The organism is Curvibacter sp. GW821-FHT01G03 (genome assembly GCF_059422285.1).
Window position 1 is genome coordinate 1 of record NZ_JBWKWP010000031.1, and the last position, 14,059, is coordinate 14,059.

Consider the following 14,059-nt stretch of genomic DNA (forward strand, 5'->3'; position numbering starts at 1 on the left):
GTCGATCTGGTCGTAAGCCTTGGCTTCGCCGCCGAACTTGGCTGCCAGAACGGTTGCGATCGCAGCCGTCAGGGTGGTCTTGCCGTGGTCAACGTGACCGATGGTGCCGACGTTCACGTGCGGCTTGGTACGTTCAAACTTGCCTTTTGCCATTTTTTCGACTCCGAAAAAAAATACCTAAATCAACACAACAAGGGTCAAAGCGCCCCCTGACAGGGGGCGCCGAAGAACGTGGTGCCCATGGCGGGAATCGGACCCGCGACCTCTCCCTTACCAAGGGAGTGCTCTACCACTGAGCCACATGGGCATCTGAAGGCCACCAGGCACTTCAAAAAAACTACTCAAGCAAACCGATGCTGGAGCGGGAGACGGGAATCGAACCCGCGTCATTAGCTTGGAAGGCTAGGGTTCTACCATTGAACTACTCCCGCCAAACAATGACAGGATCACTCCCGACACTACCGGCGCTTTTGATCGCCACTCACATCAATTCACTCGCTGGTGGAGGAGGCTGGATTCGAACCAGCGTAGGCGTAAGCCAACAGATTTACAGTCTGCCCCCTTTAGCCACTCGGGCACCCCTCCAGCGAATCTCGAACTATAACACAGTTTTTTAGGCCGTTTTACTTTCTTGTTCGAGCCGCATGTCCCTAAGAACCTGCGAGACCACGATTATGAGTTATTTTTTGACCCGTTTTGGGCTTTTTGGACAAATTTCTTCAATTGCCCTCAACTTTTTATGCTGCACCGCACAAATCATGTCAGGATGGCTGAATGTACACCTTCCCCACTCCCACGGAGTCGCCCAAACGTCTGAGTCTTGCCCTCCAGGGCGGAGGGGCACATGGCGCCTTCACCTGGGGTGTCCTTGATGCCCTTCTTGAAGATGAGCACTTCGATTTCGATGGCATCAGCGGCGCGAGCGCCGGTGCCATCAATGCGGTGGCGCTGGCCCAGGGCTACCTGGGTCACGCCCCCGGCAACGGAGAGCGCGCGGCGATCAGAACCTCTGCCCGAAAGACATTGCGGCTGATTTGGGAAGGCGTGGTATCGCTGGGCAGCGTCGGAGCCCTGACACAGAGCGTGATGCACATGATGCTCAACACGGGCATGGGTGGACACATGCTGCAAAGCGCCATGGCCCCCTGGATGTCGCCGTCGCAGATGAATCCGATGGATATCAATCCGTTGCGCAAGCTGCTGGCGGCCCACATCGACTTCGAAGGGATGGCACGGCTGCATTCTCCGCGCGTGTTTGTCTCGGCCACCCACGTGCGCACGGGGCTGGCCAAGGTTTTTTCTGGCCGGCAACTCGATTTGCAAGCCGTCATGGCATCAACTTGCCTGCCCATGGTGTTTAGGACGGTCGAGATCGATGGTGAGCCGTTCTGGGATGGTGGCTACTCCAGCAATCCACCCCTGGTTCCGCTGATCAAGCAGTGCGATGCCCAAGACATTCTGGTCGTGCAGATCAATCCACTGCAGCGCCACGAAACGCCGCACTCACAACAGGACATCCTGGACCGGGTGAACGAGCTGACCTTCAACGCCAGCCTGCTCGACCAGATGCGAAACGTTGAATTCATCAACCACCTGATCGAACGTGGACGGATGCAGGAAGGTGAAGACTACCGCCGCATTCGCCTGCATCGCATCGATGGTGGTCAATCCCTGGACGAACTCCCCGCCTCCAGCAAGGTGGCCGCTGACGGCAACATGATCGAGCACCTCTTCGAGATGGGGCGAGACGCGGCAAGGCACTGGCTGAAGCGCCACACCGAGGATGTGGGCGTGCGCACAACGCTGCGTCTGCCCAAATCCTGAGCAGCAGGCCGCCGAGTATCAGCCCATGCTTGTTTGCTGATCGCGCCAGGCCCGGGCCTGTGAGAAATGCCCGCAACCGATGAAAGGTGCAGGCGGACGCAGCGCAGACAAGGGCGACGGGTGATTGGACAGAAGAACCAGATGGCGCGACGCATCGATCATGGGGCGCTTGCTTTGCGCATGGGCGCCCCACAGCATGAAGACCACGGGGCGGGGACCCTGGGCCACATGCCGAATCACCGCATCGGTCAACAGTTCCCAGCCACGACCGGCATGGCTGGCGGGCTGCCCTTCCTCCACCGTGAGGCAGGTGTTGAGCAACAACACCCCTTGCTGCGCCCAACGAACCAGACTGCCACCCGGCGTGGGAAACGCCGGGAAAGGGGTCCCAAGATCACGCTGCAATTCCTTGAAGATATTGCGCAGCGACGGCGGCAATGGCACACCAGGCGCCACCGAGAAGGCCAAGCCCTCCGCCTGGCCACGTCCATGGTAGGGATCCTGCCCCAAGATGACGACACGCACCGCCTCGGGCGGTGTCAGCAGGAGTGCCCGCAATGGCTGAGGAGGAAACACCGTGGCACCCGCGTGCAGCCGCTGCTGAAGAAAGTCCAGCAATTGCACGCCTGATGGCGCCGCAAAAAACTCATCCACCAGCGCCTGCCACCCGCCTGCCACGGGCCAATCAGCCGGATCGGCCGAGCCCAGTTGGTCTGGCACGGGCAGTTGGGCTGCATCGATCGATTCCGACATTCCGTCCTCCGAATGCAAGTCAGGCAAACAAATGAGCCAGTGCCTCGCCGGGATCCTTGGCACGCATGAAGGCCTCACCGACCAGGAAGGCATGCACTTGCGCCTCGCGCATGCGCTGTACGTCCGCCGGCCCAAGGATGCCCGACTCCGTCACCAGCAATCGGTCTGCCGGCACGTCAGCCAACATGCCCAGCGTGGTGTCCAGACTGACCTCAAAAGTACGAAGGTTGCGATTGTTGATGCCCACCAGCGGTGTTTTGAGGCGCAAGGCTCGCTCCAGTTCCGGGCGATCGTGCACTTCGACCAGCACCGCCATGTCCAGGCTACGAGCCACGGCCTCCAGATCGGCCATCTGGGCGTCGTCCAGACAGGCGGCAATCAGCAGGATGCAGTCGGCACCCATCACCCGGGCCTCGTAGACCTGGTAGGGATCAATCATGAAATCCTTGCGCAGCACCGGCAGCGCACAGGAGGCTCGGGCCTGTTTGAGGTAGTCCACGCTGCCTTGGAAAAACTGCTTGTCCGTCAACACCGACAGACAGGCCGCGCCATGTTCGGCGTAGCTCTGCGCAATATCAGCCGGGATGAAGTCAGCCCGCAGCACGCCTTTGGACGGGCTGGCCTTCTTGATCTCGGCAATCACCGCAGCCTGACCGGCAGCCACCTTGGAGCGCATCGCGCCAATGAAGTCCCGCGTCAGCACACGGCTCTCGGCGTCGGTGCGCATCGCCGCCAAGGACACTTTCTTGAGGCCGGCCGCCACCTCCTCACGCTTGACGGCCACGATCTTGTTCAAAATATCACTCATGTTCTTGCGGGCTCTGAGAGCCGTTTTTCAAAATTTTCAGGAACACCCGGTGCAAGCCCCAACCGACACCTACAAAAAGTGCCGAAACACCGAGTGCGATCCAAGTACCGGGGTCTTGCCACAGGCTCATGGCAGGGGCCTCAAAGTGCAGGCGTGAGGGCCTTGGCCGTGGCCACCAGCTCGTTCAGCCGGGTGCGCGCAGCGCCCGATTCCACGGCAGCACGGGCACGCTGCACCCCCTCGGTCATCGAAGGCACCACGTTGGCGGCATACAGTGCCACACCGGCGTTGAGCAACACGATATCGCGGGCCGCTCGCACCGCTGGATCCGGGCTGTTGTCCAGCACGGCCAAGAGCAATTCACGGGACTGCTCCGGCGTGTCGACTTTCAGGGCACGGTTACTGGCCATGGGCAAGCCGAAGTCTTCGGGATGGATCTCGTACTCACGCACCTCGCCGTCCTTGAGCTCGCCCACCAACGTGGCAGCCCCCAGGCTGACCTCGTCCATGCCATCGCGTCCGTAGACCACCACGGCATGTTCGGCCCCCAGGCGCTGCAAAGCGCGCACCTGGATGCCCACCAGATCAGGATGGAACACCCCCATCAGAATATTGGGCGCTTCAGCCGGGTTGGTCAGCGGCCCGAGGATGTTGAAGATGGTGCGCACCCCCAGTTCCTTGCGCACGGCCGCCACATTCTTCATGGCGGGGTGATGGTTGGGGGCGAACATGAAGCCAATGCCGGTTTGCTGGATGCAGCGGGCAATCGCCTCGGGCGTGAGGTTGATATTGACGCCCAGCGCCTCCAGCACATCGGCACTGCCCGATTTGCTCGACACACTGCGCCCGCCGTGCTTGCTCACCTTGGCCCCAGCGGCGGCAGCCACAAACATCGAGCAGGTGCTGATGTTGAACGTGTGCGAGCCATCCCCCCCGGTCCCGACGATGTCCACCAGGTGCGTCTTGTCGGCCACATGCACCTTGGTTGAAAACTCCCGCATGACCTGTGCGGCCGCAGTGATCTCGCCAATGGTCTCTTTCTTGACACGCAGCCCGGTGATGAGGGCCGCCGTCATCACCGACGACAACTCGCCGCGCATGATGGCACGCATGAGGTCGAGCATTTCGTCGTGAAAAATCTCGCGGTGCTCAATGGTGCGCTGAAGCGCTTCCTGAGGGGTGATAGGCATGGAAATCTCCTGAGAGGTCATGACGTTTCGCGCTCAAGGCGCGGGACGATCCGAAAAAGCCAGCTTGAGGCCGAAGCCGATGAACATCGCCCCAGCCACGCGATCCAGCCAATGCAAGCCGCGCTGCACTGCGCCAAGGCGACGGGCCATCCAGGCGGCGGCCAGCGCCCAGCCCAAATTGACCGGAATGGCGTTGAGGTTGAACAACACCCCGAGCAACACAAACGCCAGCGCCTTGTTGTCGGTCCCCGGCGCGATGAATTGAGGCACAAAGGCGAGAAAGAAAATCGCCACCTTGGGGTTGAGCACATTGGTCCAGAAGCCCCCCACGAAGACACGCTTCAGGCTCTGAGTGGCGGGCCCGGATGGCATCAACTCGGCGTCAGGCACCAGACTCGCACCCGAAGCACGGGCGAGCAACATGCGAAGCCCCATCCAAACCAGATAACCGGCCCCCAGCCACTTGAGCACCGTGAAAGCCGTGGCCGACGTGGCCAACAAGGCGCCGACGCCCACGGAAGCGGCCGCGATGTGAACGAAACAACCCGCGGTGATCCCCAAGCCGGCAACCACCCCGGCGCGCACGCCGGAGCGCAGGGCATGGGAGACGATGTACAACACATCGGGCCCTGGCGTGAGGTTCAGCAACCAGCCAGCCAGCACAAACAACAGCAGGTGATGGGCATCCGGCATGGTCACGGCTCCCGCTTCAACTTTGAACGCGATGGCGCACCGGCAGCCCTGCCGGAACCAGCCGATCGGGCCGCCGGGCCTGCACCGCGGACCTCATGAGCGCACCAGGAAGTTCTTGAGCATGGCGTGCCCATGCTCGGTCAGAATCGACTCAGGGTGGAACTGCACGCCCTCGATGTCCAGTGACTGGTGACGCACGCCCATGATCTCGCCGTCATCTGTCCAGGCGGTCACCTTGAGGTCTGCCGGGCAGGTGCTGCGCTCGATCGCCAGCGAGTGGTAGCGATTCACCGTGAACTGCTCGGGCAAGCCCGCAAAAACACCTTCTTGCGTGGTGGTGATCACACTGGTCTTGCCATGCATGAGCTGCTGTGCCCGGATGATCCGGCCGCCAAAGGCAGCCCCGATGGCCTGATGCCCCAGACACACCCCGAGAATCGGCAGCTTGCCAGCGAAATGCTGGATGGCCGCCACCGAGATACCGGCCTCCGCGGGCGAGCAAGGGCCCGGGGAGATCACCAGGCGATCGGGTGCACGGGCAGCAATGCCCTCAAGGGTGATTTCGTCGTTGCGGAACACCTCGACCTCGGCACCCAATTCGCCAAAATACTGGACGATGTTGAAGGTGAACGAATCGTAGTTGTCCACCATGAGGAGCTTGATCTTGTTCGTCATGGCGTTCACTCCAGGCCTTCTTCAACGAGTTCGGCCGCTCGCAACAGTGCGCGGGCCTTGTGTTCTGTTTCTCTCCACTCCATCTCAGGCACCGAATCGGCCACCACGCCAGCGGCGGCCTGCACATACAGCGTCTGGTCCTTGATCAGGCCGGTGCGGATGGCGATGGCCACGTCCATGTCGCCCGCATAGCTGATGTAGCCGCAGGCGCCACCGTACAAGCCGCGCTTGGTGGGCTCAAGCTGATCGATCAGCTCCATCGCGTGCACCTTGGGTGCCCCCGTGAGAGTGCCTGCCGGAAAGGTCGCCTTCAACACGTCGATGGCGCCCATGCCGTCGTTCAACGTGCCTTCGACGTTGCTCACGATGTGCATCACGTGGCTGTAACGCTCCACCACGAAGGCCTCCGTCACCTTGACCGAACCGATCTTGGCGATGCGGCCGATGTCGTTGCGGGCCAGGTCGATCAGCATCACGTGCTCCGCACGCTCCTTGGGATCGTTGATGAGTTCGACCTCGGCAGCCTTGTCCTTCTCGGGCGTGGCACCCCGTGGACGCGTGCCGGCCAGGGGCCGGATGGTGATCTTCTGCTCTTCGCGGCCATCGATGTCAACGCGCTCCTGGCGCACCAGGATCTCAGGCGACGCCCCCACCACATGGAAATCCCCAAAGTGGTAGTAGTACATGTAAGGCGAGGGATTGAGCGAACGCAGGGCCCGGTACAAGGACAAGGGGCTTTCGGTGTAGCGCTTCTTGATGCGTTGCCCCACCTGCACCTGCATGAAATCACCGGCAGCAATCAGCTCCTTCGCCTTCTCCACGGCCACCAGGTAGTCGGCCTTGGCAAAGTCACGCTCGGCAGGGTAGCCCTGGGTGGCCTTCACCACCGGGGCGCTGACGGAGTACTTGAGTTGATCTTTCAGGTCGCGCAGGCGCTTTTTGGCGTTGGCAAAGGCCTCGGGGGTGGCCGGGTCGGCATAGACAATGAGGTACAGCTTGCCCGACAGGTTGTCGATCACGGCCAACTCTTCGCATTGCAGCAACAGGATGTCGGGCGTGCCCAGGGTGTCGGGGGGGCAGGTCTTCTCAAGCTTTTTCTCGACGTAGCGCACTGCGTCGTAGCCAAAATACCCCGCCAAGCCACCGCAAAAGCGGGGCAAACCAGGACGCAGGGCCACCTTGAAGCGCTTCTGATACGCCGCGATGAAATCCAGAGGATTGCCCTGGTCGGTCTCGATGACCACCCCATCGCGAACCACTTCGGTCTTGGCTTCATCGCCAAAGCCGCTGGCACGCAACAGGGTGCGTGCGGGCAGGCCAATGAAGCTGTAGCGGCCAAAACGCTCCCCCCCTACCACCGACTCCAGCAAAAAGCTGTAGCGGCCACCATCGCGGGCATGGGCCAGCTTCAGGTACAGGGACAAAGGGGTTTCCAGGTCAGCAAACGCCTCTGCAATCAGAGGGATGCGATTGAAGCCCTGCAAGGCAAGGCTCTTGAATTCAAGTTCGGTGATCACGGCAATGAGCCTCCAGCTCTGGCGGCACCGCAGTTCTAAGGAAAGGTGCCGCGTTCATTCATCATCTCAACGGGCCCCGACAAATGGGGCCCCCGGGCGCATGCCGGCGCTGCCCGGACATGCTTGGTCAGTGGTGCACGTGAAATGGCTTGCGCCAGGGCCAAGCTCCCCGGTCGCTGCAACCTGTGATGAACGTGCGGTGAATGAACATGTCGCCAGAGTGTAGCAAACCTGCCAGCCACTCTGGCGCGCCAGTCGCTCAGGCGACGCGCGGCCCCATCGAAAACCCTGTTGCGTCAAACCGACCCACCCGAGGAGACTGCAAACTCAACGATCAAGCCCATCGATCCGGGCCGATCTTCCGTCAACAACACCCATGAGCCTCCGATTCCGCACCATCGCCCTCAGCGCCTGCCTGGCCTGGCCGCTGCTTGTGCAGGCCGCCCCCACCACGGTGCAGGGCGTCAGCTTCGACGACCCCATCGAATTGCAAGGGCGCAAGCTCAGCCTGAACGGCGCAGGGGCCCGCTACAAGGCGGTCTTCAAGGTGTATGCCATGGGCTTGTACCTGGAACGCAAGGCAAGCAGCCCCGAAGACGTGCTGGCCGCGCCTGGCGCCAAGCGCATCAGCATCACCATGCTGCGTGAAATCGATGCCAACGAATTGGGCAAGCTCTTCACCCGGGGCGTGGAGGACAACGCCCCCAAGGGCGAAATGTCCCATCTGATTCCTGGATTGATCCGCATGGGCGAGATCTTTGGCGAGCAGAAGAAGCTGGCTGCCGGCGACACCTTCACCGTCGATTGGCTGCCCGACAGCGGCGCCACCCTCACCGTGCGCGGCAAGGTCCAGGGCGCGCCATTCAAGGAAGCCGCCTTTTTCAACGCCTTGTTGCGCATCTGGCTGGGCCCCAACCCAGCCGACTGGAAGCTCAAGGACGCGCTGTTGGGCAAGCCGTCCTGACCTCGACCGGCCTTCATCCATCCCATTGTTGGCCCCATTGCCTTTCCTTTTGCCCGTCCCTTCGCCCGTTACTGCTGTCAGACCATGAACTACAACAACCTCAGAATCGGCTCCCGCCTGGCCATCGCTTTTGCCACCATCTTGTTGATCACCTTGCTGGTGGCCGGCTTTGGCGTGCAGCGCATCTCGGTGCTGCAACAAGCGGGCGAGCATGTCGCCACGATCGAATTGGAGCAGCAGACCCTGGTCGACGACTGGGCCTCCGACATCCGCATCAATTGGGCCCGTACTGAAGCCCAACTGCGCGCCGTGGACAGCACCTACATTGAACGCCTCAAAAAGGACATTGAAACCACCTCCAGCGGTACGGCCGGCAAGATCAAGCGGCTCGAAGAACTGCTAAAGGACGACGACGGCAAGGCCCAACTGGCCGAAATCCGCCAGGTGCGGGAGGCTTACCGCAACAAGCGGGTCGAACTGGCCAAGCTGCAGTCAATGGGCGAAGACATCAACGGCATGATCGATTCGCAGCTGCACCCGATGGCCGATGGTTACCTGGCCAAACTGGACAGCCTGCGCAAGCGCATGGCCAGTCAACTGGCTCAAGGGCAGGAGCGCAATGCCGCTCTGGCCCAAACCAGCCGCCTCCTGCTGATGGCGGCCGCGGCCCTGGCCGTGGTGCTGGGCGCCTTCATGGCCTGGACCGCCACACGCTCCATCACCCGCCCCGTGCAAGAGGCCGTGGCGGCGGCCACCGCGATTGCCCATGGCGACCTGTCCATCCAGATCCCCACGGGGGCCCAAGACGAAACCGGCCAATTGCTGCGGGCCCTCGCCGACATGCAAGGCCGGCTGGCCGCCCTGGTGGCGGATGTGCGCCGCAACGCAGAGGGTGTGGCCACGGCCAGTGCCGAAATCGCCCAGGGCAACCACGACCTGTCGGCACGCACAGAACACCAGGCCTCGGCCCTGGAGCAAACCGCGGCCTCCATGGAGGAACTGGGCTCCACCGTGCGCCAGAACGCCGACAACGCCCGAGCAGCCAATCAACTGGCGGTGAACGCCTCCACCGTCGCCACGCAGGGTGGCGAAGTGGTGGCCGAGGTGGTCGACACCATGAAAGGCATCAACGAGAGCTCGCGCAAAATTTCAGACATCATTGGCGTGATTGACGGCATTGCCTTCCAGACCAACATCCTGGCCTTGAATGCAGCGGTGGAGGCAGCACGTGCCGGTGAGCAGGGACGAGGCTTTGCCGTGGTGGCCAGCGAAGTGCGCAGCCTGGCCCAACGCAGCGCTGAAGCGGCCAAAGAGATCAAGGGCCTGATCGGCGCCAGTGTCGAGCGGGTGGAGCAAGGCAGCCATCTGGTAGACCGGGCGGGTACCACCATGACCGAAGTGGTCTCTGCCATCCGCCGGGTGACCGACATCGTGGGCGAAATCAGCGCCGCCAGCTCGGAGCAAAGCTCGGGCGTGGCCCAGGTGGGCGAGGCGGTGACGCAGATGGACCAGGCCACTCAGCAAAACGCGGCCCTGGTCGAGCAGTCGGCGGCAGCCGCCGCCAGTCTGCGCAACCAGGCCAGCTTGCTCGTGGATGCGGTGGCCGTGTTCAAACTCAACGCCAGCCAGAGCCGGTCCATCGAGGTCAATACCCCCAGAGCCACCCGGTCGGCCTTGCCACCCAGCACCCCCTACCTGGGCCAGGAGCGCCGCCAGCAACCCGACTCGGACCGTCGCAGCGGAGCCGGAACGGCCAGCCCGGCAGCGCCTGCCTCCAGCAGCGCCAAAGCCACCCACAGCACCAGGTCAGCGTCCAGCGACGCCACCACCACGGCCAAGGCCGCAGCCACCGCCAGCGACGAAGACTGGACCAGTTTCTGAGCCGAGGGCGGGCGCCGCGCAGTGTGCGTCAGCCCAACAGAAGGCGTAACTGATCCAGCGAATCCACAAAACCATCGGCGTCCACCGCCCGGATGGGCTCGCCGTGGTTGTAGCCATAGGTCACCAGCACCACCGGGCAAGCCGCAGCGCGCGCAGCCTGAGCGTCGTTGCTGGAATCGCCCACCATCAAGGTGCGGCCAGGCTCGCTGCGCAGGGCGGCACAGGTTTTCTGCAGTGGCAGAGGGTGCGGCTTCTTGCGCTCAAAAGAGTCGCCACCAAACACTTCGCTGAAGTAGCCCTCCAGGCCCTTGGCCTGCAGCAAGGGCTGTGCAAAAGACAAAGGCTTGTTGGTCAGGCACGCCAGGCGCCAGCCCCGTGCCTGCAGATCCTCCAGGCCCGCCAGAACGCCGGGGTAGACGCTGGAGTAGCCGCCGTTGATGGCCAGGTAGTGCCGCTGGTAGCTGCTCCAGGCGGCGGGGTACAGCGCCTCGACCGCGGCGGGTTCCGTCGCCCCTCCACCCAGCACATGCGCCAATACAGTGCGCAGCAAGTGCTCTGACCCTTTGCCCACCATGTGCTCGATGCGTTGCGGCTTGATGGAGGGCAAGCGCAACTCATCCAGCATGCGGTTGAGGGCCTCGGCAAAGTCGCCCAGGGTGTTCACCAAGGTGCCATCCAGATCCAGGATGGCGGCTTCAAACGGCGTTGAAAGAAGAAAGGAGGAAGAAGACACGGCATCAAGGCGCCCACACGGGCGCAAGCAAAACAGCGATTGTGCGACAGGCCCGGCCCGGCAGCCCGCCCTCGCGCTCGTGTCATCTGCCCGTCAAAGCCATGTCACGCAGACCGACCACAGTCCAGCTCTTTACGCACTGGATACAAAACCCGGAGGGATGCGAGATGTCAAAACCTGTTGTTCATTCGATGCGCCGTGCCTGCACCGCAGGCCTGCTGAGCGCAACGGCCCTGGCGCTGGTCGCCTGCGGCGGCTCCAGCGGTGGCCCCGTGGTGGCGGCCAACACCAAGGCCAGCCTGGCCCTGCTGGAGACCACCGACCTGCACACCAACGTGATGAGCTACGACTACTTCAAGCTGGCCGAGGACACCTCGCTCGGCTATGAACGCGTGGCCACCCTGATCAACAAAGCGCGTGCCGAATTTGCCAACACCGTGCTGCTGGACAACGGAGACACCATCCAGGGCACGGCACTGTCCGACTACCAGGCCTTGATCAACCCGGTGGGCTGCAACCAGTCGTTGGCCATCTACAAGGTCATGAATCAGAGCCAATACGACGGCGGCGGCATCGGCAACCACGAGTTCAATTACGGCCTGCCCTATCTGAACCAGGTCACCGGCAGCGCCTTCCAGGTCGACGGCGTGACCAATGGCGCCACACGCTGTGCGGGTCCGAACTTCCCGCAGGTGCTGGCCAATGTGTACAGCGCCAAGACCAAGGCCCCTCTGTTCAGCCCGTACCAGATCATCACCAAGACGCTGAGGGCCACCGCCCCCGATGGCAGCACGGTGCAGGTCCCGGTCAACATCGGCATCATCGGATTCACCCCCCCCACCATCCTGTCCTGGGACAAGCGCTGGCTGGACGGCAAGGTGTACACCGAAGGGCTGGTGGAAACCGCCCAGAAATACGTGCCCGAGATGCGCAGCAAAGGCGCCGACCTGGTTGTGGCCATCTCGCACGGCGGCCTGGACAACAGCAGCTACGACCCGACCATGGAGAACGGCAACTGGCACCTGTCCAAGGTGCCAGGCATCGACGCCATGCTGATCGGCCACTCGCATCAGATCTTCCCGAACGCCACCAGCACCGTGGCCCAGTTCAACCTGCCCGGGGTGGACAAGGTCAAGGGCACCGTCAATGGCGTCCCCACCGTGATGGCCAACTTCTGGGGCAAGCACCTGGGCGTGATCAAACTGCAATTGGTGCACAACGGCAGCAAGTGGACCGTCGACACCACCGGCACCACCGTCGAAGCCCGCAGCACCCAGAACGCAGACAAGAGCTATGTGGCGGTCGACCCCGCCGTGGCCAGCGCGATTGCCAGCGAACACGCCGCAACCATCCAGTACGTCAAGACGCCGATCGGAAGCACCGACTTCAACATGGCGTCCTACTTCGCCGACGTGGGAGACCCAGGCGCCATCGAGGTGGTGAACCAGGCCCAGGCGTCGTACGTGGCGGCCTACATCGCGGCCAACCTGCCGCAGTACGCCTCGCTGCCGGTGTTGTCGGTCAGCGCGCCTTTCAAAAGCGGCTTTGCCGGCGGCAGTGATTTCACCGATGTGGCCAGCGGGAACGTGGCCATCAACAATGCGGCCGACCTGTACCTGTACCCCAACACCGTGTACGCCGTGCGGGTGCAAGGCAGCGACATCAAGGCCTGGCTCGAAACAGCAGCCACCCGCTTCAACCGCATCGACCCGACCCTGAGCACCGACCAGGCTTTGGTCAGCAGCTACCCCGGCTACAACTTCGACATGTTCACCTCGCCCGACATCCGCTACGAGATTGATGTCACTCAGGCCCAGGGCAGCCGCATCAAGAACCTGAGCTACAAAGGCAAGGCCATCGACCCTGCGGCTTATTTCATCGTGGCCACCAACAACTACCGCGCCAGCGGGGGTGGCAACTTTCCGGGCCTGGATGGCAGCAAGACGATCTACGCGTCGCCGGATGCCAACCGCGACGTGCTGATCAACTACATCAAGACCACCAAGACCCTCACCCGAGCCAGCAATGGCCGTGACCGCAGCTGGCGTTTCACCCAAGTCAGCACGGCCGGCCGGGTCACCTTCAAGTCGGCCCCAGGCAAGCTGGCCCTGGCCACCGCTGCTGGTTTGAACGGCATCAACATGATCAACAACGATGACGGCAGCGGCAAGAACCTGGCTGACTACGCCATCGATCTGAGCCAATGAACGCCGCACTGACTCTGCCGGCCCCCTCCCCGGCGCCCACTTCGTCGCGGCGGGTCTGGCTGGTGGCCGGACTGCCTCTGCTGCTGGCCGCCTGGGGGGTCTGGGGCCTGCACCAACAGATCGATGCGCCCCCGTCAGAGGCCGAGTTGATCCAGTGGGGGGCCCAGGCCCAGGCACGCGACGAACAGGCCACCAGCGTTTTGCGCACATTGGCGCGCAATGGGTTGAAGCCCGCCATGCCCCTGCTGGGCCGGGTGCTCGTGCAACGCGGAGACGCCCGCCTGGTCGCCGAAGGGCGCGACTGGCTGCAGCGCGCCGCCGAGGCCGGAGACGCCACGGCCGCCTTGCAACTGGGCAAGCTGTGGTTCAAAGGGGCGGCCGGCCTGCCCGCCGACACCGACCGCGCGCTGCCCTGGCTGCACCAGGCGGCCGATCAGGGGCAGGATGCGGCGGCCCACTACATTGCCTTGATCCTGAAAAACGGCAGCGCCCAAACCCCGGCGCACCCGCAGGCCGCGGCCCGGTGGATGCGTCGGGCCGCTGAGGCAGGCTGGGCCGATTCCCAGTTTCTGCTCGGGCAGATGCTGCTCCATGGTCAGGGTGTGAAAGCCGACCCGGACCAAGCCCGGGCATGGTTTGAGCGCGCTGCCGAGCAGGATCACCCGGAGGCCAATCTGCAACTGCTGCTGGCGCAAACGCATGCAGAACTGGGCTTGCATCGCCAAGCCGATGTCGAGGCCGAGCGTTGGCGTGAGGCCCAGCACGCGCTGAAGCACCGGCCGGAAGCGCCATGAACGGGGCCGCCTGCGGGTCA

At 63.0% G+C, this 14,059-nt stretch carries 14 protein-coding genes and 3 tRNA genes; 5 read left to right on the plus strand and 12 right to left on the minus strand.

The window, feature by feature from the left end:
• The 4 genes from AC07VS_RS27520 to AC07VS_RS27535 form a co-directional block, all read right to left on the minus strand.
• A partial coding sequence (locus AC07VS_RS27520; RefSeq protein WP_494752402.1) for a GTP-binding protein occupies positions 1-153 on the minus strand: 153 nt, incomplete at its 3' end.
• A gap of 79 nt (positions 154-232) precedes the next feature.
• A tRNA-Thr gene (locus AC07VS_RS27525) sits at positions 233-307 on the minus strand.
• A gap of 50 nt (positions 308-357) precedes the next feature.
• A tRNA-Gly gene (locus AC07VS_RS27530) sits at positions 358-431 on the minus strand.
• Between the two features lie 68 nt (positions 432-499).
• Positions 500-585 (minus strand) — tRNA-Tyr (locus AC07VS_RS27535).
• Between the two features lie 189 nt (positions 586-774).
• Here AC07VS_RS27535 and AC07VS_RS27540 point away from each other — a divergent pair.
• On the plus strand, positions 775-1,824 hold the full coding sequence (locus AC07VS_RS27540; protein ID WP_494658910.1) for a patatin-like phospholipase family protein: 1,050 nt from the start codon (positions 775-777) through the stop codon (positions 1,822-1,824).
• An 18-nt stretch (positions 1,825-1,842) separates the two neighbouring features.
• Here AC07VS_RS27540 and AC07VS_RS27545 read toward each other — a convergent pair whose 3' ends face one another.
• The 7 genes from AC07VS_RS27545 to trpE form a co-directional block, all read right to left on the minus strand.
• Positions 1,843-2,577 (minus strand): uracil-DNA glycosylase, encoded by a 735-nt coding sequence (locus tag AC07VS_RS27545; RefSeq protein WP_492350439.1) that lies wholly within the window; start codon positions 2,575-2,577, stop codon positions 1,843-1,845.
• Between the two features lie 19 nt (positions 2,578-2,596).
• Positions 2,597-3,385: an indole-3-glycerol phosphate synthase TrpC gene (gene trpC / locus AC07VS_RS27550; RefSeq protein ID WP_494752559.1), complete on the minus strand. Its 789-nt coding sequence runs from the start codon at positions 3,383-3,385 to the stop codon at positions 2,597-2,599.
• The gene (locus tag AC07VS_RS27555) at positions 3,378-3,515 is read right to left on the minus strand and encodes a hypothetical protein (protein WP_494658909.1); all 138 of its coding nucleotides are present in this window, start codon (positions 3,513-3,515) and stop codon (positions 3,378-3,380) included. Before AC07VS_RS27555 ends, trpC begins: the two co-directional genes overlap by 8 nt.
• 10 nt (positions 3,516-3,525) lie before the next feature.
• On the minus strand, positions 3,526-4,575 hold the full coding sequence (gene trpD, locus AC07VS_RS27560; protein WP_494658908.1) for an anthranilate phosphoribosyltransferase: 1,050 nt from the start codon (positions 4,573-4,575) through the stop codon (positions 3,526-3,528).
• Positions 4,576-4,608: 33 nt separating this feature from the next.
• Positions 4,609-5,268: a LysE family translocator gene (locus tag AC07VS_RS27565; RefSeq protein WP_494658907.1), complete on the minus strand. Its 660-nt coding sequence runs from the start codon at positions 5,266-5,268 to the stop codon at positions 4,609-4,611.
• 93 nt (positions 5,269-5,361) lie between these two features.
• Complete coding sequence (locus AC07VS_RS27570; RefSeq protein WP_492350434.1) at positions 5,362-5,943, minus strand: anthranilate synthase component II; 582 nt, start codon at positions 5,941-5,943, stop codon at positions 5,362-5,364.
• A 5-nt stretch (positions 5,944-5,948) separates the two neighbouring features.
• Complete coding sequence (gene trpE / locus AC07VS_RS27575) at positions 5,949-7,460, minus strand: anthranilate synthase component I (RefSeq protein ID WP_492350433.1); 1,512 nt, start codon at positions 7,458-7,460, stop codon at positions 5,949-5,951.
• Positions 7,461-7,836: 376 nt separating this feature from the next.
• Between trpE and AC07VS_RS27580 the strand changes: the two genes are divergently transcribed.
• Both AC07VS_RS27580 and AC07VS_RS27585 read left to right on the plus strand, forming a co-directional pair.
• Positions 7,837-8,424 carry a chalcone isomerase family protein gene (locus AC07VS_RS27580; protein ID WP_494658905.1) on the plus strand — a complete coding sequence of 196 codons (588 nt, stop codon included), beginning with the start codon at positions 7,837-7,839 and terminating at the stop codon, positions 8,422-8,424.
• An 84-nt stretch (positions 8,425-8,508) separates the two neighbouring features.
• On the plus strand, positions 8,509-10,305 hold the full coding sequence (locus AC07VS_RS27585) for a methyl-accepting chemotaxis protein (protein WP_494658904.1): 1,797 nt from the start codon (positions 8,509-8,511) through the stop codon (positions 10,303-10,305).
• Between the two features lie 28 nt (positions 10,306-10,333).
• Here AC07VS_RS27585 and gph read toward each other — a convergent pair whose 3' ends face one another.
• A complete protein-coding gene (gene gph, locus AC07VS_RS27590) occupies positions 10,334-11,038 on the minus strand; it encodes a phosphoglycolate phosphatase (protein WP_494752560.1) in 705 nt (234 codons plus the stop codon).
• Between the two features lie 191 nt (positions 11,039-11,229).
• On the opposite strand from gph, the gene AC07VS_RS27595 reads away from it, so the two are divergent.
• Both AC07VS_RS27595 and AC07VS_RS27600 read left to right on the plus strand, forming a co-directional pair.
• Positions 11,230-13,245 carry a bifunctional 2',3'-cyclic-nucleotide 2'-phosphodiesterase/3'-nucleotidase gene (locus AC07VS_RS27595; protein WP_494658911.1) on the plus strand — a complete coding sequence of 672 codons (2,016 nt, stop codon included), beginning with the start codon at positions 11,230-11,232 and terminating at the stop codon, positions 13,243-13,245.
• A complete protein-coding gene (locus AC07VS_RS27600) occupies positions 13,242-14,039 on the plus strand; it encodes a tetratricopeptide repeat protein (protein WP_494658902.1) in 798 nt (265 codons plus the stop codon). Before AC07VS_RS27595 ends, AC07VS_RS27600 begins: the two co-directional genes overlap by 4 nt.
• Positions 14,040-14,059: the final 20 nt, after the last annotated feature.